Annotated in this window: 18 protein-coding genes; 11 read left to right on the forward strand and 7 right to left on the reverse strand. The window is 66.8% G+C overall.

The window, feature by feature from the left end; all coding sequences use genetic code 11:
* Positions 1-12: 12 nt before the first annotated feature.
* From ACYVF5_RS01030 to ACYVF5_RS01040, 3 genes are read left to right on the forward strand one after another with little or no spacing between them, the layout of a single operon-like run.
* Positions 13-1,332, forward strand: coding sequence for an aminotransferase class III-fold pyridoxal phosphate-dependent enzyme (locus ACYVF5_RS01030; RefSeq protein ID WP_460942410.1), 1,320 nt, complete (start codon positions 13-15; stop codon positions 1,330-1,332).
* Entirely contained in the window at positions 1,329-1,703 is a 375-nt protein-coding gene (locus ACYVF5_RS01035) for a cupin domain-containing protein (protein WP_460942412.1), read from the forward strand. Before ACYVF5_RS01030 ends, ACYVF5_RS01035 begins: the two co-directional genes overlap by 4 nt.
* Positions 1,703-3,184: a gamma-aminobutyraldehyde dehydrogenase gene (locus tag ACYVF5_RS01040; protein WP_460942414.1), complete on the forward strand. Its 1,482-nt coding sequence runs from the start codon at positions 1,703-1,705 to the stop codon at positions 3,182-3,184. The genes ACYVF5_RS01035 and ACYVF5_RS01040 overlap by 1 nt, the downstream gene beginning before the upstream one ends.
* An 89-nt stretch (positions 3,185-3,273) precedes the next feature.
* Here the strand turns inward: ACYVF5_RS01040 and ACYVF5_RS01045 are convergent, their stop codons facing one another.
* The 4 genes from ACYVF5_RS01045 to ACYVF5_RS01060 all read right to left on the reverse strand — a co-directional run bounded on the left by ACYVF5_RS01045 (position 3,274) and on the right by ACYVF5_RS01060 (position 7,628).
* On the reverse strand, positions 3,274-4,086 hold the full coding sequence (locus ACYVF5_RS01045; RefSeq protein ID WP_460942416.1) for an NAD-dependent epimerase/dehydratase family protein: 813 nt from the start codon (positions 4,084-4,086) through the stop codon (positions 3,274-3,276).
* 31 nt (positions 4,087-4,117) lie between these two features.
* Positions 4,118-5,680 (reverse strand): aldehyde dehydrogenase (NADP(+)), encoded by a 1,563-nt coding sequence (locus ACYVF5_RS01050; protein ID WP_460942418.1) that lies wholly within the window; start codon positions 5,678-5,680, stop codon positions 4,118-4,120.
* Positions 5,677-6,621 (reverse strand): 5-dehydro-4-deoxyglucarate dehydratase, encoded by a 945-nt coding sequence (gene kdgD, locus ACYVF5_RS01055; protein WP_460942420.1) that lies wholly within the window; start codon positions 6,619-6,621, stop codon positions 5,677-5,679. The genes ACYVF5_RS01050 and kdgD overlap by 4 nt, the downstream gene beginning before the upstream one ends.
* A gap of 119 nt (positions 6,622-6,740) precedes the next feature.
* Positions 6,741-7,628, reverse strand: a complete 888-nt coding sequence (locus ACYVF5_RS01060) for a LysR family transcriptional regulator (RefSeq protein WP_460942422.1) — start codon at positions 7,626-7,628, stop codon at positions 6,741-6,743.
* A 133-nt stretch (positions 7,629-7,761) separates the two neighbouring features.
* Between ACYVF5_RS01060 and ACYVF5_RS01065 the strand changes: the two genes are divergently transcribed.
* From ACYVF5_RS01065 to ACYVF5_RS01085, 5 genes are read left to right on the forward strand one after another with little or no spacing between them, the layout of a single operon-like run.
* Positions 7,762-9,090: a sugar ABC transporter substrate-binding protein gene (locus tag ACYVF5_RS01065; RefSeq protein ID WP_460942424.1), complete on the forward strand. Its 1,329-nt coding sequence runs from the start codon at positions 7,762-7,764 to the stop codon at positions 9,088-9,090.
* Complete coding sequence (locus tag ACYVF5_RS01070; RefSeq protein WP_460942426.1) at positions 9,087-10,031, forward strand: carbohydrate ABC transporter permease; 945 nt, start codon at positions 9,087-9,089, stop codon at positions 10,029-10,031. Before ACYVF5_RS01065 ends, ACYVF5_RS01070 begins: the two co-directional genes overlap by 4 nt.
* On the forward strand, positions 10,028-10,894 hold the full coding sequence (locus ACYVF5_RS01075; protein WP_460942428.1) for a carbohydrate ABC transporter permease: 867 nt from the start codon (positions 10,028-10,030) through the stop codon (positions 10,892-10,894). Before ACYVF5_RS01070 ends, ACYVF5_RS01075 begins: the two co-directional genes overlap by 4 nt.
* A gap of 18 nt (positions 10,895-10,912) precedes the next feature.
* Positions 10,913-12,175 carry an enolase C-terminal domain-like protein gene (locus ACYVF5_RS01080; RefSeq protein WP_460942430.1) on the forward strand — a complete coding sequence of 421 codons (1,263 nt, stop codon included), beginning with the start codon at positions 10,913-10,915 and terminating at the stop codon, positions 12,173-12,175.
* Between the two features lie 11 nt (positions 12,176-12,186).
* Entirely contained in the window at positions 12,187-13,281 is a 1,095-nt protein-coding gene (locus tag ACYVF5_RS01085) for a hypothetical protein (RefSeq protein ID WP_460942432.1), read from the forward strand.
* A 117-nt stretch (positions 13,282-13,398) separates the two neighbouring features.
* Here ACYVF5_RS01085 and ACYVF5_RS01090 read toward each other — a convergent pair whose 3' ends face one another.
* Both ACYVF5_RS01090 and ACYVF5_RS01095 read right to left on the reverse strand, forming a co-directional pair.
* Entirely contained in the window at positions 13,399-14,331 is a 933-nt protein-coding gene (locus tag ACYVF5_RS01090) for an aldo/keto reductase (RefSeq protein ID WP_460942434.1), read from the reverse strand.
* 64 nt (positions 14,332-14,395) lie between these two features.
* Positions 14,396-15,256, reverse strand: a complete 861-nt coding sequence (locus ACYVF5_RS01095) for an aldo/keto reductase (RefSeq protein ID WP_460942436.1) — start codon at positions 15,254-15,256, stop codon at positions 14,396-14,398.
* Positions 15,257-15,376: 120 nt separating this feature from the next.
* On the opposite strand from ACYVF5_RS01095, the gene ACYVF5_RS01100 reads away from it, so the two are divergent.
* A complete protein-coding gene (locus tag ACYVF5_RS01100; RefSeq protein WP_460942438.1) occupies positions 15,377-16,288 on the forward strand; it encodes a LysR family transcriptional regulator in 912 nt (303 codons plus the stop codon).
* A gap of 126 nt (positions 16,289-16,414) precedes the next feature.
* Here ACYVF5_RS01100 and ACYVF5_RS01105 read toward each other — a convergent pair whose 3' ends face one another.
* The gene (locus ACYVF5_RS01105; RefSeq protein ID WP_460942440.1) at positions 16,415-17,938 is read right to left on the reverse strand and encodes a PucR family transcriptional regulator; all 1,524 of its coding nucleotides are present in this window, start codon (positions 17,936-17,938) and stop codon (positions 16,415-16,417) included.
* Positions 17,939-18,102: 164 nt separating this feature from the next.
* Here ACYVF5_RS01105 and gabT point away from each other — a divergent pair, with 164 nt between their 5' ends.
* Both gabT and ACYVF5_RS01115 read left to right on the forward strand, forming a co-directional pair.
* On the forward strand, positions 18,103-19,446 hold the full coding sequence (gabT, locus tag ACYVF5_RS01110; protein ID WP_460942442.1) for a 4-aminobutyrate--2-oxoglutarate transaminase: 1,344 nt from the start codon (positions 18,103-18,105) through the stop codon (positions 19,444-19,446).
* A 61-nt stretch (positions 19,447-19,507) separates the two neighbouring features.
* Positions 19,508-20,977 carry an NAD-dependent succinate-semialdehyde dehydrogenase gene (locus tag ACYVF5_RS01115; RefSeq protein WP_460942444.1) on the forward strand — a complete coding sequence of 490 codons (1,470 nt, stop codon included), beginning with the start codon at positions 19,508-19,510 and terminating at the stop codon, positions 20,975-20,977.
* Positions 20,978-20,989 lie beyond the last annotated feature (12 nt).

Consider the following 20,989-nt stretch of genomic DNA (forward strand, 5'->3'; position numbering starts at 1 on the left):
CAGAATGACTACATGACCTTCCGTTCGAATGCCGACATCGTCCAACGCGATCGCACACGCGTGTTCCACTCGTGGTCTGCGCAGGGAGCGCTCTCGCCACTCGCCATCGTCGGAGCCAGCGCCAGCGAGGTCTGGGACGCGGAGGGGAATCACTACCTCGACTTCTCCAGTCAGCTCGTCAACGTCAATATCGGCCACCAGCATCCCCGTGTCGTTGAAGCCATCCAGCGCCAGGCAGCAGAGCTGACGACGATCGCGCCAGCGCATGCCAACGAGACGCGTGCTCGCGCCGCCGAGCTGATCCTCGAGCGGGCGCCTCGCGGATTCGCCAAGGTGTTCTTCACGAACGGCGGCGCTGATGCCAACGAGAACGCCATCCGCATGGCGCGTCTCACGACCGGTCGCGACAAGGTCATCTCGCACTATCGCTCGTACCACGGGAACACCGGAGCCGCGATCAGCGCAACGGGCGATTGGCGGCGAATGCCCAACGAGTACTCGCGCGGGCACGTGCACGTGTTCGGACCGTACCTCTATCGGAGCGAGTTCTGGGCGCAGACGCCCGAGGAGGAGGCGGAGCGTGCACTCCACCACCTCGAGCGCACCATCCAGTCAGAGGGGCCGGACACCGTTGCGGCCATCTTGATCGAGACGATCCCCGGCACGGCAGGCGTTCTGGTGCCACCGCCGGGTTACCTCGCCGGTGTGAGGGCCATCGCCGATCGTTACGGGATCGTCTTCATTCTCGACGAGGTCATGGCGGGCTTCGCCCGGGCAGGGGAATGGTTCGCACTGGACGCTTTCGAGGTGCGCCCAGACCTCATCACATTCGCCAAGGGCGTCAACTCCGGATACGTCCCGCTTGGCGGTGTTGTGATCTCCGAACCGATCTCTTCTGCGTTCGATGACCGGGTCTTCCCCGGGGGACTCACCTACTCCGGTCACCCGCTCGCCACCGCCAGTGCGGTTGCCACAATCGAGGCCATGGCAGACGAGGGAGTGGTCGAGAACGCCCGTCGTCTGGGCGCAGAGGTCATCGGTCCCCGTCTTCGGGAGATCGCGTCTCGGTCAGCGCTCATCGGCGAGGTCCGCGGCCAGGGGGTGTTCTGGGCACTCGAGCTCGTCAGCGACCGTGACACCCGCACCCCGCTCCCCGCAGCTGACATGGGAGCGATCAAGTCCTCGCTCCTCGAGCGCGGGGTTCTCGGCTTCTTCGCAGACAATCGCATACACGTGGTGCCGCCCGCCGTGATCACCGACGAGGAGGCAGCCCGTGGACTCGACCAGATCGAGGATGTTCTGGTGAACCATGTCGTCGGTGGTCGTTCATGACCTCTCTCGAGCCATTCGTGCCGAATGACGCGCGCCGCCTCGACGTGCCGGTCGAGAAGGTCGACGCCGATCAGGTCGTCGCTGGCGGTCCGCGCACCGGCTCTTCGCCGTTGGCGGTTCTCGGCGGCGTCGAGATCGGAGTGTGGGAGATGACCGCCGGAGGAATGCGGGACATCGAGTCCGACGAGGTGTTCGTCGTCATCGACGGCGCAGCCGTGGTCACCCTGGAAAACCCGGGTCACGCCGCGCAGACCATCGACCTTCACCCGGGCGTCGTCTGCCGGCTCACGGCCGGTATGTCGACGAGGTGGGATGTGTCACGCGCCCTGCGCAAGATCTATATTCTGCCGACACACGAGGAGAATGCCTGATGTCTGACACCGCTATGCAGTTCATCGGGGGCGAGCGCAGCCATGGCCGCGGCGATGAGACCCTCACCGTGCTCGACCCGTCGTCGGGGGAACAGCTCGCGACCTTCAGCGCTGCGGACGAATCGGACGTCGACATGGCCGTCGGGGCCGCGCGGAGCGCCTTTCCCGAATGGAGCGGAGCGGCCCCGGCTGTGCGCGCGGGGGTCCTCGCCCGTGCCGCTCGACTGCTCGACGAGAGGTCCGAGCAGATCGCTGAGCTCGAGAGCCGCAATTGCGGCAAGCCGATCCGTCTGACGACGGAGTTCGACGTGCCCGGAACGATCGACAACGTCGAGTTCTTCTCGGGCGCCGCGCGACACCTCGAGGGAAAGGCGACGGCCGAGTACATCCCGGGTCTCACCTCGTCGATCCGTCGCGAGGCCATCGGAGTGGTCGGGGCGATCTCCCCCTGGAACTATCCGCTGCAGATGGCGGCGTGGAAGATCCTCCCGGCGATCGCCGCCGGCAACACCATCGTCTTGAAGCCCTCGGAGCTCACCCCTCTGTCGACCCTCGCCCTCGCAGAGATCTTCGCCGAGGCGGGACTCCCTGGAGGTGTCGTCAACATCGTCTCCGGAGCGGGGAACACCACAGGCGCCGCGTTGCTCGACCACCCCGGAACCGACATGCTCTCGTTCACGGGTTCCACACGAGTCGGTCTGATGGTCCAGCAGGCGGCCTCCCGGGCCGCCAAGCGTGTGCATCTCGAGCTCGGCGGCAAGGCGCCCTTCGTCGTCTTCGAGGACGCCGATCTGGAGGCGGCGATCCACGGCGCGGTCGCGGGAAGCCTCATCAACAGCGGCCAGGACTGCACAGCTGCGACACGCGCGATCGTCCACCGGTCACGCTACGAGGAGTTCATCGCGGGCGTCGCAGCGCTGTACGCGCAGGTCACGGTCGGGCCGCCGGAGGACCCCGCGACCGACCAGGGGCCACTGATCTCGGCAGCGCACCGAGACCGCGTCCACGGCGTCGTCGACCGTGCGAGAAGCGTACGGCGTGTGTTCGGCGGCGAGATCCCCGACCTGCCCGGTTCATATCTTCGTCCGGCGCTGATCGCCGATGCCCACCCAGACGACGAGTGGTTCCGCGACGAGATCTTCGGCCCGGTCCTGACCGTCACGCCCTTCGACGACGAAGACGAGGCCGTCGGGCTCGCGAACGACACCGTGTACGGTCTGGCCGCATCGGCGTGGACCGGTGACGTCGCCCGTGCGATGAGGCTGACCCGAACACTGCGGGCGGGATGCGTCTGGATCAACGATCACATCCCCGTCGTCAGCGACATGCCCCACGGCGGCGTCAAGCAGTCGGGTTTCGGGAAGGACCTGTCCGCGTACTCGCTCGAGGACTACACCCTCGTCAAGCACGTCGCCATCGACGCGACCGGCGTGGCGCGCAAGCCCTGGCATCGGACGGTGTTCGCACAGCACTCGGAGTGAAGACGTCCTGTGCGGTGTCGCCCTCACCGCCGCACGGCTCCTCCTCGCCGGCCGGGGTCAGACTCATCGCCGACGCCGGCCTCGCGGCGTCAGCGTCTTCCCGGCCGAGCGGGCATCTCGTTCCAGACCGTTCCGATCGGATGGTCGTCGTCTGTGAACGCTCCGCCGAGCCGGGTCTTCGGGTTGAGGGGGAGCCGGCCTCCGAGTCGCTGTCGATGGCGCTCGGCATCGTCGATCGGGTCGTATCCGATCTCTCGTCCGGCCTCGAGCGAGGCCCAGCCGCTGGTGTTGCGTGACACACCCCAGATGACATGCCCGCCCCTCACCTCGGTTGTGAGTGCGGCTTCGACGATGCGCACCATGTCGTCGGGTGAGAGCCATGTCGACAACGCTCGCGCGTCAGGCGGCATCTCCGCGGCGGTTCCGATGCGGGCCGACACGACGGTCATGCCGAAACGGTCGGCGTACAGCCGGCCGAGGGCCTCGACCGCTGCCTTGCTCCAGCCGTAGTACGTGTCAGGGTGCGGGGTGGGCTCGACGACGTTCGAGATCTGCTCGGCGCTCAGCATCCCGACGGCGTGGATCGAGCTTGCCAGCAGTACCCGCCCCACACCGGCCTCCCGTGCGGCTTCGAGGACGGCTCGTGCGCCCGTCACATTGACATCGAGGATGTCCTCCCAGGCCCGTTCCATGGCGTGACCGGCCAGGTGCACAACGAGGTCGACACCTTGCAGGGCTCGGCCGAGGAGAAGCATGTCCGTCACGGAGCCCTCGACCGCATCCTCGCCCGGTGAGGGGACGATCGGCGCCGTGTCGAGCACGCGCAGCCGGTGCCCGCGTTCAAGGAGCCGCGGACGGATCATCGTCGCGACCTGTCCTGCAGCGCCCGTGATGAGGATCATCGCGCCTCCTCGTTCTCGTCCTGCTCGCTTGTCATCTCGGGAAGGCGTCGACCACGCGCGGCAGCCGCCAGGGGTTGTCCTCCCGCAGCGGATGCGGGAGGAAGACGTCGGGGGTGTGCTGGTACGTGATTGGACGCAGGAACCGTTCGATCGCAGCCGTGCCGACGCTCGTCGCCCGTGAATCGCTGGTCGCGGGGAACGGACCGCCGTGCACCATGGCGTGACTGACGGCGACGCCCGTCGGCCACCCGCCCACGATGATACGGCCGGCTCTGCGCTCCAGCAGCCGGAACAACGTGGGAAGAGCGTCCGATTCCCCCGCTTCGGCGTGCACGGATGCCGTGAGCTGGCCGCCGAGCGCGGAGACGGCGGTGAGAAGCTGTTCAGTTGTGCTGTACCGCACGACAAGACCCGCGGCGCCGAACATCTCGGCCTGAAGTTCCGGCTGCTCGGCGAAACGTGTCGCGTCGACCTCGAACAGGCGCGGAGCCGGTGCGTTGAGGGCGTCACCCGCGGTGCCCCGCGCGATCTCGCGCACTCCGTGCGCCGCAGCGATGCCCGCCGTGGCCGTCTCGAACGCGTCGCGGATGCCGTGCGTGAGCATTGTCTGCCCGACAGTCTCCGTCAGCGCCTCGGCGATCTTCCCGACGAACTCGTCGCCAGTCGCGCCTGTGGGAAGAAGGAGCAGTCCGGGGTTCGTGCAGAGCTGTCCGCTGCCGAGCGTGAGCGAGTCGACGTAGTCGTGAGCGGTCTTCTCCGTCAGAGCGGAGGGGAAGAGGACAACGGGATTGATACTGCTCATCTCGGCGAAGACGGGGATCGGCTCGTGCCGGTCTCTCGCGGCCTCGACGAGTGCGAGCCCCCCGGATCGCGATCCGGTGAAGCCCACGGCTTTGATCGAGGGGTGCCGCACGAGGGCGGTGCCGATGCCGTTCCCGGGTCCGACGAGCGCTGAGTACACTCCGCCGGGCAGCCGTGCCTCCGAGATGGCGTCGGTGATGTGACGAGAGACCATCATCCCCGTTCCGAGGTGCGCATTGTGCGCTTTGACGACCACCGGGCACCCGGCGGCGAGGGCGGAGGCGGTATCACCGCCCCCGCTTGAGAAGGCGAGCGGAAAATTGCTGGCGCCGAAAACGGCGACGGGGCCGATCGGAATCCTGTGGAACCGAACGTCTGGTGTTCCTGCCCGCGCATCGGCATGGTCGATGCGGACGTCGGCGAAGCCGCCTTCGCCGAGCAGGGACGAGAAGAGCCGGAGCTGACCGGTGGTGCGCGAGAGCTCTCCGCGGAGCCGTGACCGGGAGAGTCCGGTCTCGAGCTGTGCGCGTTCGACGATGGCCTCGGCGTCTGCGTCGAGTCGTTCGGCGATGTCGACGAGCAGGTTGCCGCGCTGGGCGGGGGATGTGGAACGGAACTCGTCGAAGGCGTCATCGGCCGCGCGGGCTGCGCGATCCACCTGCTCCGTATGTGCCGCGACGAACGCGGGGTCGAGTTTCTCACCCGTTGCGGGGTTTGCCGACTGCAGCGCACCGGAGCCTTCGCCCGCCTCCCACTCGCCCGCGATGGGCATGCGGCCGTCACAGGTGCTCATGCTCGTCCTCCGATCGGGCTCAGGGTCGTCTGCACGCGCTCGACGAGAGTCGTGAGCGCGGCGACCTCGTCGGCGGTCAGGTCGGTGAGAGGTGGTCGCACGCGAGTCGGCCGGCGCCCTGCGGCCGTGAGCCCTGCTTTGACGATCGAGACGGCATAACCCTTGGTCCGGTCACGTATGGTCAGGTACGGCAAGACGAAATCCCGCAATCGCCGGTAGACGGCTTGACGGTTCTGAGCACGCACATCGTTATAGAAGGCGACGGCGAAGTCCGGCACGAAGTTGAAGATCGCAGAGGAATACGTGGTCACGCCCAGCTCGAGAAACGGCAGTGCGAACGTCTCGGCGGTGGGCAGGCCGCCGATGAGGGTCAGGCGTTCGCCGAGGTGGGCATACACACGGGTCATCAGCTCGACGTCACCCGTTCCGTCTTTGAAGCCGACCAGATTCGGGCATTCGTCGGCCAGTTGCGCGAGCGTCTCGGCATCGATGCAGCCGTTCGCGCGGTTGTAGTAGATGACGCCGAGGTCTGTGGCTTCGCACACTGCACGCACGTGGGCGCGTATGCCTGCTGCGGATGCCTCGGTGAGGTATGGCGGGAAGAGCAGCAGTCCGTCTGCCCCGGCCCTTTCCGCAGCCTTCGCCTGTTCGATCGCGACGGCCGCGCTCATGCCCGCCGGTGCGATCACCGGAACACGCCCGTTGACCTCGCTCACGGCGGCGCGCACGACCCGATCGACCTCCCGCGGCGTCAGCGAGAAGAACTCGCCTGTGCCACCCGCGGTGAAGAGACCGGCGACGGGATGCTCGGTGAGCCACCCGAGGTGTTCACGGTACGCAGCCTCGTCGAAGGCGAGATCGGTGTCGAAGTGCGTCACCGGGAACGACAGCAGGCCGGTCCCAATGCGCATGGCGAGCTCTGCCGGGGCGATCGGCGACATATGCAGGTCCTCCAAATCATGCGCGTCCACACACGCTTCCGCCCAGCGTAGGAGCCATAACCGATACCTGTCCAAGACCAGAAAAGCATTGCTCGATGCGTGTGCGGTATCGGCTACGGCTATGCGCCGCGCATAACGGGCAACACGGCGAGCGCTCGCCGTAGCGCGGGGTTGGCGGAGTCGGTGCGCCAGACAGCGCGTAACTGCACAACGGGGTCGTTCCAGCCGACCATGTCGCGGAACACGATCCCCTCGGGGTGCAACCGCGTCGCGGACTGGGGCACAAAGGCGACGCCGCGTCCCGCCGCCACCAGCGCGAGAATCGACGGGACCTGAGAGACGCGCTCCAGCGATCGCGTCGAGACCCCCGCGAGCACGGCGCCCACGAGATCGTCGAAGTAGCCGGCGGATGTGCGTGAGTAGCCGATGACTGACCGTCCTTCGAAGTCGTGCGGGGGGATGGGATCCATCCGATGCGCAAGAGCGTCCCCTGACGGGATCGCCGCAACCAGACGCTCGCGGTGCACAACGCGAGACTGGAACTGTTCTCCCATCGGCGCTATCCGCACCAGTCCGAGGTCAAGTCGCCCGTCGAGAAGCTGGTCGGCCTGTCGCCCGCTCACATGCTCCCGGAGAACGGTCTCCACGTCGGGCAGATGGTCGTCGAGTTCGCGAAGCAGCTGGCCGAGCAGACCGAGAGCGGCCGTCGCGGTGAATCCGATCGAGAGGTGCCCGGTGATTCCCTGTGCTGCTCGTTTCGCCAGTTCGGGGGCAGACTCGGCGAGTGTCAGCAGTCGCCGCGCCTCATCGATCAGCGCCTCACCCGCTGCTGTGAGCGTGACCGCCCTGTTGGAGCGGACGAACAGGTGGGCGCCGATGGTGAGCTCCAGCTTCTGGATCTGACGCGAGAGCGGTGGCTGGGTGATGCGGAGCCGCTCGGCGGCGCGGCCGAAGTGCAGTTCTTCGGCGACGGCGACAAAGGCCCGCAGTTGATCGAGAGTGAGCATGATGCACTCAAGGTATCAGACCATGCAGAGATGGATTTGTGTGAGCATCCTCGTGCTCCTTAGGCTGATCACCATTCGGCCGCCCCTGGCCGAGCCACGAGGTGACTCGTGGTCATGAACAACGGAGATCATGATGAGACGCACATCCATCGCCGGGGCCGCTCTGGTCGCGGTTCTCTCTCTCACCGCCTGCTCAGGTGGCGGCGGGGCGGCGACTGTCGACCAGGCCGACGAGGGCGAGCAGACCCTGGAGATCTGGCAGCGAAAGGCCCCGGGCAGCCCCTCAGACACCGTCGGCCAGCAATTCGTCGAGGCGTTCACCGAGGCGACAGGCATCCAGGCCACCATGACGTCGATCCTTGAAGACTTCGAGGTGAAGCTGCAGCAACGCGCCGCGCAGGGCGACCTGCCGGATATCGTCATCAATGACACCGCTCAGCTCGGCACTCTTCAGAGCCAGGGGCTCGTGCGCGAGGTCGATCCGGGCGAGATCGCGGGTGGCGACGACGTGTCCGACCGCGCCTGGGAAGGCGCCAAGGCCTACGACGGAAAGTACTACGGTGTTCCCGTGACGTCGCAGACCGTCGCCTTGTTCAACCGAAAGGACTGGCGGGAGCGGCTGGGGCTCGAGATCCCCACCGATTGGGACTCGCTCGTCGGCATGTGGAAGGCGTTCGCCGAAGACGATCCGACCGGGAGCGGTCAGGACGTCGCCGGTCTCGCGGTTCCCGGAACGACCAAACGAGGCTATATCTCGTGGTACACCTCGACCTTTTTCTGGTCAGGAGGCGGCGAGTACGTCGAGCAGGGCGAAGACGGGTACACCTCGGCTGTCGCGAGTGACGGATCGATAGCCGCGGCGGAGTGGATCAGGAACCTCGCCTGCGAGGCCGACGTGCTGCAGCCCGGCGCTGTGAGTCAGGACACCACGAACACAAAGGAGCTCTTTCAGACAGGGCTGGCAGGCTCGTACCTCGTGGCACCGTACGAGCTGGCGAGCTTCGATCTCGCGCCGGGCGCCGACGCCGTCGAGGTGTTCGCGCCGCCCGCCGGCCCGGGCGGTCTGGTGACGCTCGCCGAGGGCAACAACATCTATCTTATGGCCGGTTCGTCCAACGAGGCCGCGCAGGAGAAGTTCGCATCGTGGGCGGTTTCCGTTGAAGGTCAGGAAGTGGGGATGGCCGGAGACGAGGAGGGCAATATCGTGCGCCTTCCGGTCAACACGGACGTGAGGATCTCGGACACCCGCTCGGACGACCGCTGGCAGCTTTTTCAGGAACTCTACGACGAGAGCGGGCGCTACGTCCCCGCGGTGCCGAACTGGGCTCCGTTCCTCAACGCCTCTGCGGCGACGCTCAATGCGCTGATCAGCGATTGCGGCCTCGACGTCGCCACCGAGATGCAGAAGCTCGACGAGATCTTCACCGACGAGCTCGAGGCGCAGGGAGTCCTCGCCGGATGACAGTCGTCGAGAACCGCTCTCGGGCAGCGAGCGCCGCACGGCCGCCGGTGACGGCGGCACCGCGGCGCCGCAAGCCCGTGAAGCGCGGTCTGTGGGTACCGTGGGCGTTCGTCGCCCCGGCGCTTGTGCTGTTCGCGCTGTTCAAGTTCGTTCCGATGGCACAGGCCGTCACGATGAGCTTTCAGAACGTGCAGCCTTTCCTCGGCAACCAGTGGGTGGGCATGGCGAACTACGAGACTCTGTTCTCGAGCCCGGACTTCCGCTCCGCGGTGGGACACACGCTCCTGCTTGCCGGGGGTCAGGCGGCAGGTTCGATCGTGATCGGTTTCGCTCTCGCGCTGCTCCTCGAAGGGCAGGCCCGCCGGTTGTGGTTCGTGCGCTCCGCCGCGTTCCTTCCCGTGGTGGTCCCGCTCGCGGTCATCGCCGAGCTGTGGCGCATCATCTACCACCCCACCGAGACAGGGCTGGCCAATCAGATCATCGGCCTCGTCACCCTTGGCCCCTCCGAGTGGATCAACTCGCCCGACACGTCGCTGCTCTCGGTCATGATCGTCGGCATCTGGCGAAACGCACCGTACGACATGATCATCATCATCGCCGGTCTCGTCGGAGTGGACCGCTCGTTGTACGAGGCATGCGCTATCGACGGTGGTGGCTGGTTCCGTCGGATCCGCCACGTCACCCTTCCCGCGCTGCGCCCCGTGATCTCGATCGTGCTCACCCTGGCCGCCATTCGCGGGATGCGGGTGTTCACGGAGGTGTATCTGCTCACCAACGGCGGGCCGAACGGATCGAGCGACGTGGTGATGACCCTCATCTACCGCCTGGGCTTCGAACGCAGCGAGCTCGGGGTCGCCGCCGCCGGCTCGGTCGTGCTGCTCGTCGCGACGATCGTCCTCACGATTCTGGTGCGTGCGGCAGGCAAAAGGAGAACACCGTGAGCACGGACCTCGACACCGCACTCGGCCTCGGCGCGACGAACCGATGGTGGGTGAAAGCCGTCAACGTCGGTGTGTGCGCGCTCGTTGTGCTTGTTTTCGCTGGCCCGCTCGTCGCCATCCTCGCAGGCGCCTTCTCGGGGACACGCGACCCGTCACACCTCAGCCTCGTCCCGACCGATTTCTCGCTCGCGAACTGGAAGGTCGCGTTCGACCGCGACGTGTTGCTGTATCTCGCGAACTCGCTCATCGTCGTCGGTGGCGGGCTCGTGCTGCAGATGGCCGTCTCGGTGCTCGCTGCCTACGCACTCGCGCGCAAACGCTTCCGTGGAGCGGGCATCGTGATGCTCCTTGTGCTGGCCACGTTGATGCTTCCCGAGGAGGTGCTCGCCATACCGCTCTCCGTTGTGCTCGCCGATGTGCCGATCGTGGGTGTGAATCTCATCGACACTCACGCGGGCATGATCCTGCCGATCGTGGCGTGGGGGTTCGCGATACTCGTTATGACCGAGTTTATGCGCGAAGTGCCTGCAGAGCTCGAGGAAGCCGCGCGCATCGACGGGGCCGGCGAGCTCCGGATCTTCTGGAACATCGTTCTCCCGACCGTGACGCCGGCTCTCGGTGTCATCGGCGTGTTCGGATTCACGATGATCTGGGACCAGTATCTGCTGCCGCTCATCGTCGCATCGAGTTCCGACATGTTCACGCTTCCGCTCGCACTGCGCACACTGCGGGCCGACCCCGAGGTCGGCATCGGTGTCGTCCTCGTCGCGGCGGCACTCGCGATGCTTCCCGCGATCCTCGCATTCCTCACCTTCCAGCGCTCATTCATGCGGGGCATCTCGGCGGGGGCGATCAAGGGCTGATATGAACCAAGGGCTGATATGAACGGATCACAGGCTTATACACACGATTATCGGATCGCCGACCTCTCGGTCGTCCCGCTGGCGTTCTCCGATCCGCCGCTCCTCAACGCGGCAGGTGTGCACGAACCCCTCGCGCTGCGTACGATCGTGCGAATCGAACTCGCCAACGGTGTGCACGCAATCGGGGAAGGACGCGGCGACGCCCTGCCCACATCCGTGGTCGACGCCGTCCGCGAGACCGTGGTCGGACAGAACGTCTTCCAGACCACGCGGATCGAGCACGCCGTCGACAAGGTGTTGCGACGTCTTCTGCCCGGATGCACAGCACAGGACCGTCTCATCAGCTTCGCTCCCATCGAGGTCGCCTGTCTCGACGCGCAGGGGAAGACGCTGGGGCTTCCGGTGAGCACACTGCTCGGCGGCGCGGTCCGCGACCAGGTCGACTACAGCGCGTACCTCTTCTACAAGTGGGCGGGGCACCTCGGCGCTGAGCCAGACGAGTGGGGTGAGGCGCTCGATCCGGATGGCGTCGTGCGCCAGGCGCGCTGCTTGATCGACAGGTACGGGTTCCGGTCGATCAAGCTCAAGGCCGGAGTCCTCGCCCCCGAGATCGAAGCGGACACCATCCTCGCCCTCGCTCAGGCATTCCCGGGTATGCCGTTGCGGATCGATCCGAACGGAGCCTGGCGTCACGACACAGCCGTTGCCATCGGCCGCCGGCTCGGATCGGTCTTGGAGTACCTCGAGGACCCCGTGCTCGGAATCGAAGGAATGAGCCGAGTGCACAACGAGATCGGGATTCCGCTGGCCACCAACATGTGCGTCGTCGAGATGTCGCACCTCCGTTCGGCATCGGAGCGGCGCGCCGTGCAGATCGTTCTGAGCGACCATCACTACTGGGGCGGGCTTCGCCGCACGAAGGACCTCGGCGCGATCTGCGAAGCTCTCGGCATAAGCATCTCGATGCACTCCAACTCGCACCTCGGTGTCTCTCTCGCCGCGATGACCCATGTCGCCGCGACGATGGAGAACCTCGCCTACGCCTGCGACACCCATTGGCCCTGGAACCGCGCGGACGACATCGTCCCCACCGGCGGCATCGAGATCATCGGCGGCGCCGTGCGGGTGCCGACCACACCAGGCCTCGGCGTCGAGATCGACGAGGGCCGTCTCGGCGAGCTGCACGAACGCTATCTCAGTTCAGGGCGAACGATCCGGGATGACGCGGGATACATGCGCCGGGTCGATCCGTCCTTCGATCCGTCGCTGCCACGGTTCTGAATCGCCGCGTCATGCCCGAGATCATCCCCTACCTCTATCCCTGGGACGTGCTCGACGACGACATGGTCGCAAGGCTGACGCGGCTGGGCACGCGTCGTGTCGCGATGGCCGCCTACTATCACGCCGTGCGCGCGGCGACACCACGTCACCAGGGCCACCGATTCGTCGACGCCGCCTGGTCTGCTCTCTATGTCGACACCACCCGGCACGGTGTGCTTCCTCTGGAGGCACCCGCGTGGACGGCTCGCAACGCGTTCACACTCGCGAGACGCAGGCTGAACGATGCGGGGATCGCGGCCTCGGCGTGGATCACGCCGACGCACGCCGATCCGCGCCGGCCAGGGACGACGGCGGCGCGTGTCGTCGACGCCTTCGGCACTGTTCACCAGCATGCGCTCTGTCCCGTCACCGCAGACGTCGAAGACCTGATCGAACGAGTCGTCACCTCAGTCGTCGATGCCGGAACCGATGGTCTCGTCATCGAGGCCGTCGGCCAGCTGGGCATCGACCACGCACATCTGCACGACAAGACCGTCGGCGCCGACTGGAGCGACGACGAGCGACGGCTTCTCTCGATCTGCTTCTGCGCCGCCTGCCGAGACGCGAGAGGCTCCGACAGCACAGCGTGGCTCAGAGAGATCGTCCGCGATGCGCTGTCCGGCCGGGTCGCCCCTGCCGAGGCCCTGTCCATGGTGGCTGAGCTCGTCCTTCCCCTCAGAGAGAAGACGACACGGCGGATCTGGGGCCGAATCCGGCGGGCCGCCGGCTCCCATCCGCAGGCCGTCCATGTCACAGACGATCCCTGGGCGACAGGTCCGTCGACGCCTGCCGGCTGGGTGCCGGGCGCGTCGACGGTCATCGCGCCCGGGTGGCATCGTGGTGACTCCGCGTCCCTCTCGCGCATCCGAGAGGCCGTGCCAGACGCACGCCTCGCCGCATACGTCACAGTCCTGCCACCGACCGAGCCGCGCACGGACTCGTTTCGCCGGCACATCGGCTCGCTCGTGGACATGGGTGTCGAGGAGTTGCACCTCTATCACCTCGGGCTCGCATCGAACACGAGACTCGCTCTCGCCGAGGACATCGTCGCCGCGTTCACGGATTGACCAGCCGACGCGCGGCCGCTTCTCGGACGTCGTCGAGGTGTGGTCGTCCTCGCCTTGTCGTGAGACCCGCCGGTGGCCGCGGTTCAGGTTCCTGTCCGATCGGCACCGGGTGCGAAATCACGGCACTCTGTAACCGGCGGCGCGGAAGAGCTCGTACCACTCGGGTCGGGTCAGCGGCAGGTCCGACCCCAAAGCCGCGGCTGCGACCCTTTCCGGGGTGGTGGTGCCGACGACGACCTGCATCCGGGCCGGATGGCGGGTGATCCACGCGGTCGCGACGGCCAGCGCCGGCACATCGTATTGCGCGGCCAGCCTGTCGATGACCTCGTTCAACTCGGGAAAGCGCGGCGAGTCGAGGAACGGGCCGTCGAAGAATCCGGCCTGGAACGGCGACCAGGCCTGCAGGGTGATGTCGTGCAGACGGCAGTAGTCGACGAGGCCGTCATCGCGGCTGATCGACTGGTCGAGTCCCTGCATGTTCGCGGCGACACCTTGAGCGATCAGCGGCGCGTGCGTGATCGACAGCTGCACCTGGTTCGCGACGATGGGCTGCGTCACATACCGGCGAAGCAGGTCGATCTGGCGCGGAGTGTGGTTCGAGACCCCGAAGGCACGCACCTTGCCCGATGCCGTGAGCTCGTCGAAAGCGCGCGCCACCTCTTCTGGTTCGACAAGTGCGTCGGGGCGGTGGAGCAGCAGGATGTCGATGTAGTCGGTGTTGAGCGCCCGAAGTGAGCCGTGCACCGATTCGATGATGTGCTCGTATGAGAAGTCGAACGAGGGGCCGTCACGCACGATGCCCGTCTTCGTCTGGATCACGAGACCCTGCCGGTCAGAGGGGCTGAGCTGCATCGCGTCGCCGAATCGCCGCTCACAGCCGTGCAGTTCGGTTCCGTAGATGTCCGCGTGGTCGAGAAAGGTGATTCCGGCGTCGAGCGCCGTGCCGACGAGGGTGCGCACCTCTTCGTCGCTCTTCTCCTGGATGCGCATGAGGCCGAGCACGACGTTCGGCGCGGTGATGTCGGTTCCTGGCAGGGTGATGGTCTTCATCAGTGGTTCCTTGTGCAACGGCGTGGCGGATCGGCACTGTTTGTGCCGCCGAGAGGTGTGTGGCTCATAACGCGGACAGGTGCGCGATCTGTGCGGGGATCAGCGTGATGGCCGCAGCGCCGGCTGAGTCCCTGATGCTCTGAGGCCGGGAAGCACCCGGGATGGGGATCACAACAGGAGCGAGGGCGAGTTCCCACGCGAGTGTCACCTGATAGACGCTGGCGCCGAGCTCATCGGCGACGTCGCGGAAAGCGGTGTGCCGACCGGCGAGCTCCGGGGCGTTCGCGATTCCGCCGAGCGGGCTCCAGGGCAGAAACGCTATGCCCAGCTCGGCGCACCTGTCGAGCTCCACGCGGCTCGATCGGAATCGGGGCGAGAACTGGTTCTGCACCGATGCGAGGCGGCCGCCGAGAATCTCGTTGGCTTCGTCGATCTGCTCGACGCTCGCGTTCGAGATTCCGGCCATCAGGATGACGCCGTCGTCGAGCAGATCGCGGATCGCCCCGATCGACTCTGCGTAGGGGACCTGCGGGTCGGGGCGGTGGAACTGGTAGAGCCCGATGGCTTCGACGCCGAGCCGCCGTGCCGAAGCCTTGGCGGCCTCTGTGAGATGGCCGGGCGTCCCGTTCGTCGTCCAGGATCCGTCTCCGGGTCGCAGGTGCCCGCCCTTGGTGGCGACGAGCACATCCTCGGGACCGGCACCGCGTTCGCGGAGGGCGCGGGCGATCAGCTCCTCATTGTGCCCGACCTCATCGGCATCCCGGTGGTATGCGTCGGCGGTGTCGATGAATGTCACACCGGCGTCGAGCGCGGCATGGATGGTCGTCACCGACTGCGCCGTGTCAGGGCGGCCTTCGATGGACATCGGCATGCCTCCGAGGCCGATGGCAGACACCTGACGTTTGCCGATGACACGCTGCTGCATGGGTGATCTCCTGGTACGCCGTGAAGAGGAGCGGTTGCCCTCGTGAGCTCAGAGTCTAGAAAGCGCTAATCTAGAAGTCCAACAGCTGACGTCAATCATATTCAGAAGCGAGAGAGCTCAATGGATCTACGGCAGATGGAGTACTTCATCGCTCTCGCCGACGAGCGCCACTTCACCCGCGCCGCCGAGCTGGCGCGCATCTCGCAGTCTGGTCTGTCTGCGGCGATCCGCACCCTGGAGGATGAGCTCGGCACACGTCTGTTCGACCGCACCACCCGCAGTGTCGAGCCCACCGAGGCGGGATACGCGCTGCTCCCGTTCGCCCGCGCGATGCTCGAGCAGGCCGCCGGGGCTCGCGATGCGGTGGTGAAGGCGGGACGTGCGGTCACCGGCTCCCTCAAGATCGGTGCCGAGCAGTGTCTCGGCTTCGTCGACATCGCTTCGCTGCTCGAACGGTTCCACCGCCGTCATCCCCTCGTCGAGACACAGTTCGTCCAGGCGGGTTCCCACGAGCTTATGGAATCGACGCGCAAGGGCGCTCTCGACATCGCCTTCGTGGCCACCAGCAAGAACCTCGGCACGCTCCCTCACGCCACTCTCGGGCACGAGTCACTCGTGGTGCTCGCTCCCCTCGACCACCCGCTCGCCGCTCGCGTGTCTGTGGACCGGGGGATGCTCCGAGAGCGTGACTTCGTCGATTTCAGCCCCTCATGGGCTGTCCGCACGCTCAACGACGAGGCTTTCGCCGCATATGGCGTGCGCAGGCGGGTGCGATGCGCGGTCAATGACGTGCATACGCTCCTCGATCTGGTCACACGCGGACTGGGCCTGGCCATCGTGCCCAGGCACGTCGCCGCCAAGCCGCAGGCCGCGGCGCTGAAAACGATCCCGCTCGCCGAGCCCGATGCGCCGGGCTGGACGGTCTCCGTGGTCTCGAGCAGCTGGGAGCACACGGACTCACCGTCCGCGCACCTCCTGGAACTCCTCAACGTCGATCCTCCCGCGGTGGCCTCCGAAGAGGCCGTGCGGTAGCCCCTACGTCTCTGTGGCGGTTTCCAGACCGTGCTCGAACGGGTTCGCCCACCGTGGTTCGCGGCAGTGTCCGCGTCGACCTCGCATCAGCGCCATCGTGCGTGGGCCCCGCCTCTGGCTGCCCCTCTATCCGCGCCGGCGTAGTGCCAACCAGAGGGTGGCCCGTGACTCGAAGCTGTCGAGGTTGAGGCCGACGAGCTTCTCGACGAGGGTGATACGGGTTTTCAGGGTGTGTCTGTGGATGCCGAGTGTTCGGGCGGCCGGATCCCACTGGCCGTTGTGCTCGAGCCAGGCCGACAGGCTCGTGACGAGGTCGGTCGCCTTCTCGGTGTCGTGCTCGATGAGGGGGGCGAGGATGGCGTGCGCGACGTCGGCGTCGGCGGACTCGCCGATGAGCGCGGCGATTCCCTGGCGGCCGAGGTCTGCGAATCGCCGAACGGATGCCGGTGAGGCGTCCGCCAGAGCGCGTTCGGCCTGAGCGATCCCCTCGGCGGCCTCGGCGTAGGTCATCGCCAGCGAGATCCCGACGTGGGCGCCATTGGCGGCACAGAGCCGCGTCGCCCGGTCGTCACCGTCTGAGGCGGCGATGGCGATGGTGTCTCCGCGCAGAGCGAAGAACACCCTGCCGTCGGGCTCGTCTGCCGCGAGATCGGCGAGCACCGCATCGCGTCGCGGTGACTCCACCCGGGCGAGCGCGAACTGCACGGGCTCCGAGGGGAGTGCTCGACCCAGCGATCGTGCTGTGTGCGCGGCGAGTTCCGGCCGGCCGGCGAGCATCGCGGCGAGCATCGTCGAGCGCAGGTGGTGTGCGGCCTCATCGAGCGCTCTACCCTGCTCGAGCGAGAGCTCTGCGAGCGCGATGACACCGGTGAGCACACTCTGATCGGCTGCATCGCTCGCTCCCGTGCCCGCGACGGCGAGGGCGCCCCTGAGCTCCGCGCGATGACCGAGCGTCTGCACGATCAGGGCGGTGCCCGCGTTCTCGATCGACGAGCTCGCCCGCTGTCCCTTGCCGAGCAAGCGATCCACCTCCGATGCCACAGCCGCGGGCTCGAGGCTCTCCGGCAGTGCACCGGCTTGATAAGAGAGCCGGCCATGAGCGTCGAAGAGCGCCACCCACCGACCCAGTTGACGCGACAGCTCAGAGATGACGGCCGCCATGGCATCCGGCCGCAGCGCGGCGCGTGAGATCGCCCGCTGCGCACCGAGCGCCCAGCTGTCGCGGGCGTGGGCAGCCTCTGAGATGAGGTCTGCGGCGAATCGGGCCACGGCGATGAACGGCACCCGGAACGGCACCTCGAAAAGCGGAAGCCCCAGGCGTTCGCAGGCATCCACGAGCCCTCCGGGGATACCCGCCGTGACGACTTCTGTGCCGAAGCCGATGCCGGTGACCCCGGCATCGGCGAGTCGTCGCACGTAGGCGATCGAGCGATCGTCCGTTTCCTCACCGTCGACGAACCCGCTGGCCACCGCGAACTGCGTCCCGGTGGTCAGCAGGACATTTCCCGGCTCGAGAAAGGGGGTCGGGTCGTCGAGGTCCGAACTGTGCACCCAGGTGAGGGGAGCATCGTGCAGTCGCTCCTCGCCCGTCACGAGAGTGCGCAGACCGAGCCGGCGATTGTCGAGCAGACGACGCAACGTGGGAGCCATAGGGCAACGGTACGCAATCCCCTGCCGAAGTATCGAATCCGGCTCTCTGCATTCGACAAAGTGGCAGCTCTCGACCGGGTGGCCAGCTCTTACGATCGCAGTCAGGCGGAACGCAACACGGCAACGCGACGGCGCACGCAGCACAGCGCAACGAGGAGGACATGATGACACTCGTCGACACCCTGACCGGTGGGCCGACGCTGCAGCAGCAGCGCCGCCTCGTCACCCCGATCCCCGGCCCCGAATCCGAGCGCCTGATGGCGCGCAAACGGGTCGCCGTGTCGAGCGCGGTCGGCACGACCATGCCCGTCTACGCGCACGCCGCCGGAGGAGGCGTTGTGGTCGACGTGGACGGCAACTCGCTGATCGACCTCGGTTCCGGCATCGCCGTGACCACCGTGGGCAACAGTGCCCCGCGCGTCGTCGAGGCGATTCAGCGTCAGGTGGCGCAGTTCACCCACACCTGCTTTATGATCACGCCGTACGAGGGTTACGTGTCCGTCGCAGAGGCCCTCAACCGGCTCACCCCCGGTGATCATGAGAAACGCAGCGCCCTGTTCAATTCGGGCGCAGAAGCGGTCGAGAACGCCGTCAAGATCGCCAGGAGCCACACCGGCAAGCAGGCGGTCGTCGCATTCGATCACGCCTACCACGGCCGCACCAACCTGACGATGGCGCTCACCGCGAAGAACATGCCGTACAAACACGGTTTCGGTCCGTTCGCCTCAGAGGTCTATCGCGCGCCCCTGTCGTACCCGTTCCACGACGGCCTGAGCGGTGAGGATGCCGCCGCGCGCGCGGTCGAGGTGATCGAGAAGCAGGTCGGTGCGGGCAACCTCGCGGCGATCGTCATCGAGCCGATCCAGGGCGAGGGCGGTTTCATCGTGCCCGCGGAGGGATTCCTGCCCGCGCTCGCCGACTGGGCAGCGGCCAACGATGTGGTCTTCATCGCCGACGAGGTGCAGACCGGTTTCGCCAGGACCGGAGCCATGTTCGCCTCTGAGCACTTCGGCATCGTGCCGGACCTCGTGGTCACCGCGAAGGGCATCGCCGGCGGTATGCCGCTCGCGGCCGTCACGGGACGCGCCGAGATGATGGACGCGCCGCACACCGGTGGACTCGGCGGCACCTACGGCGGCAACCCGATCGCGTGCGCGGCCGCACTCGCGACGATCGAGACCTATGAGCGCGACGGCCTCGTTCAGCGCGCGAGAGAGATCGGCGAGCAGATCGTCCGGCGGATGACCGACGCGGACGACCCGCGCATCGGTGAGGTCCGTGGTCTCGGCGCCATGATCGGCGTCGAGTTCGTCGACCCGTCGACGGGTGAACCAGACGCGGCGCTCACCGGCCGCATCGTGGCGGCATGCCACCGGCAGGGAGTGATCGTGCTCACCTGCGGCACGTTCGGGAACGTCATCCGCTTTCTTCCGCCGCTCAGCATCGGCGACCCGCTGCTGAACGAGGGTCTCGATGTCGTTGTTGCCGCACTCCGTGCCGAGCAGTAAGGTGCGGCGGAGGAACGTTCAGCATCAGACTTCAGCATCAGACTTCAGCAGAGGAGACCGTATGACCAGGGCATCGCAGATCAGCGAGACCGAGCTTCTCGGCAAGGTGCCGTCCGGGCTCTACATCGGGGGCGAATGGCGAGACACCGGCAAGACGATCGAGGTGAGTGACCCGGCGACCGGGCGTGTGATCAAGACCATCGCCGATGCATCAGCCGCCGACGCCGTGGACGCGCTCGACGCGGCCGTCGCCGTTCAAGACGACTGGGCGAACACCCCTCCCCGCGTGCGCAGCGACATTCTGCGCAGGGCGTTCGACCTGATGCAGGAACGCCGTGACGAGTTCGCGCTGCTGATGACTCTCGAGATGGGCAAACCATTGGCAGAGGCCCAGGGCGAGGTGACCTACGGTGGTGAGTTCCTGCGCTGGTTCAGCGAAGAGGCCGTCCGCATCCAGGGACGCTACGGCACGAACCCCGAGGGCACGGGGCGGATGATCGTCTCACAGCACCCCGTTGGGCCGTGTTATCTGATCACACCGTGGAATTTTCCTCTCGCCATGGCGACGCGCAAGATCGCGCCTGCGCTCGCAGCCGGCTGCACAGTTGTGATCAAGCCGGCCTCACTCACGCCGCTGACCACTATCTACTTCGTGAAGCTGCTCGAAGAGGCCGGTCTGCCCGGCGGCGTGGTCAACGTCATCACCACCTCGTCTTCCGGCGCGGTCACCGAGCCGCTCCTGAGCGACCCGCGTCTGCGCAAACTCAGCTTCACCGGTTCGACGCCGGTCGGGCAGAGGCTGATCGAGCAGTCGGCGCAGAACGTGCTGCGCACGTCGATGGAGCTCGGGGGCAACGCCCCGTTCGTCGTCTTCGACGACGCCGACCTCGACAAGGCGGTCGACGGTGCGATAGCCGCGAAGTTCCGCAATATCGGACAGGCGTGCACGGCCGCAAACCGCTTCATCGTTCACGCGAGCGTGGCGGACGAGTTCGCTCGACGCGTCACGGAGCGGGTCACGGGCTTCCGCATCGGCCGCGGCACCGACGAAGGCGTGACGATCGGCCCGCTCATCGACGACCGTGCCGTGCAGAAGGCGAGCGACCTGGTCGCGGACGCCACCCGGCGCGGGGCGACCGTGCTCACCGGCGGCAAGGCGGTCGAGGGCGACGGATCGTTCTACGAGCCGACGGTTGTGACCGGTGTCGTCGCGGGATCGGAGATCCTGCGCGAAGAGATCTTCGGACCAGTGCTGGCCATCGTGCCGTTCTCAGACGAGGACGAGGCCGTTCGCCTCGCGAACGACACCGAATACGGTCTGGTGAGCTACGTCTTCACCGAGAGCCTGGCGCGTGGTCAGCGGATGATCGACCGGCTGCAGACCGGCATGATGGGCCTCAACGTGGGCGTCATCTCGAACGCGGCAGCACCGTTCGGCGGCGTCAAGCAGTCCGGAATCGGCCGCGAGGGCGGGCTCGAGGGCATCCACGAATACCTGTCGACGAAGTACACCCTCACCCCGGCCCCCTGACTCCAGATGCCG

This window comes from Okibacterium endophyticum (genome assembly GCF_054780075.1).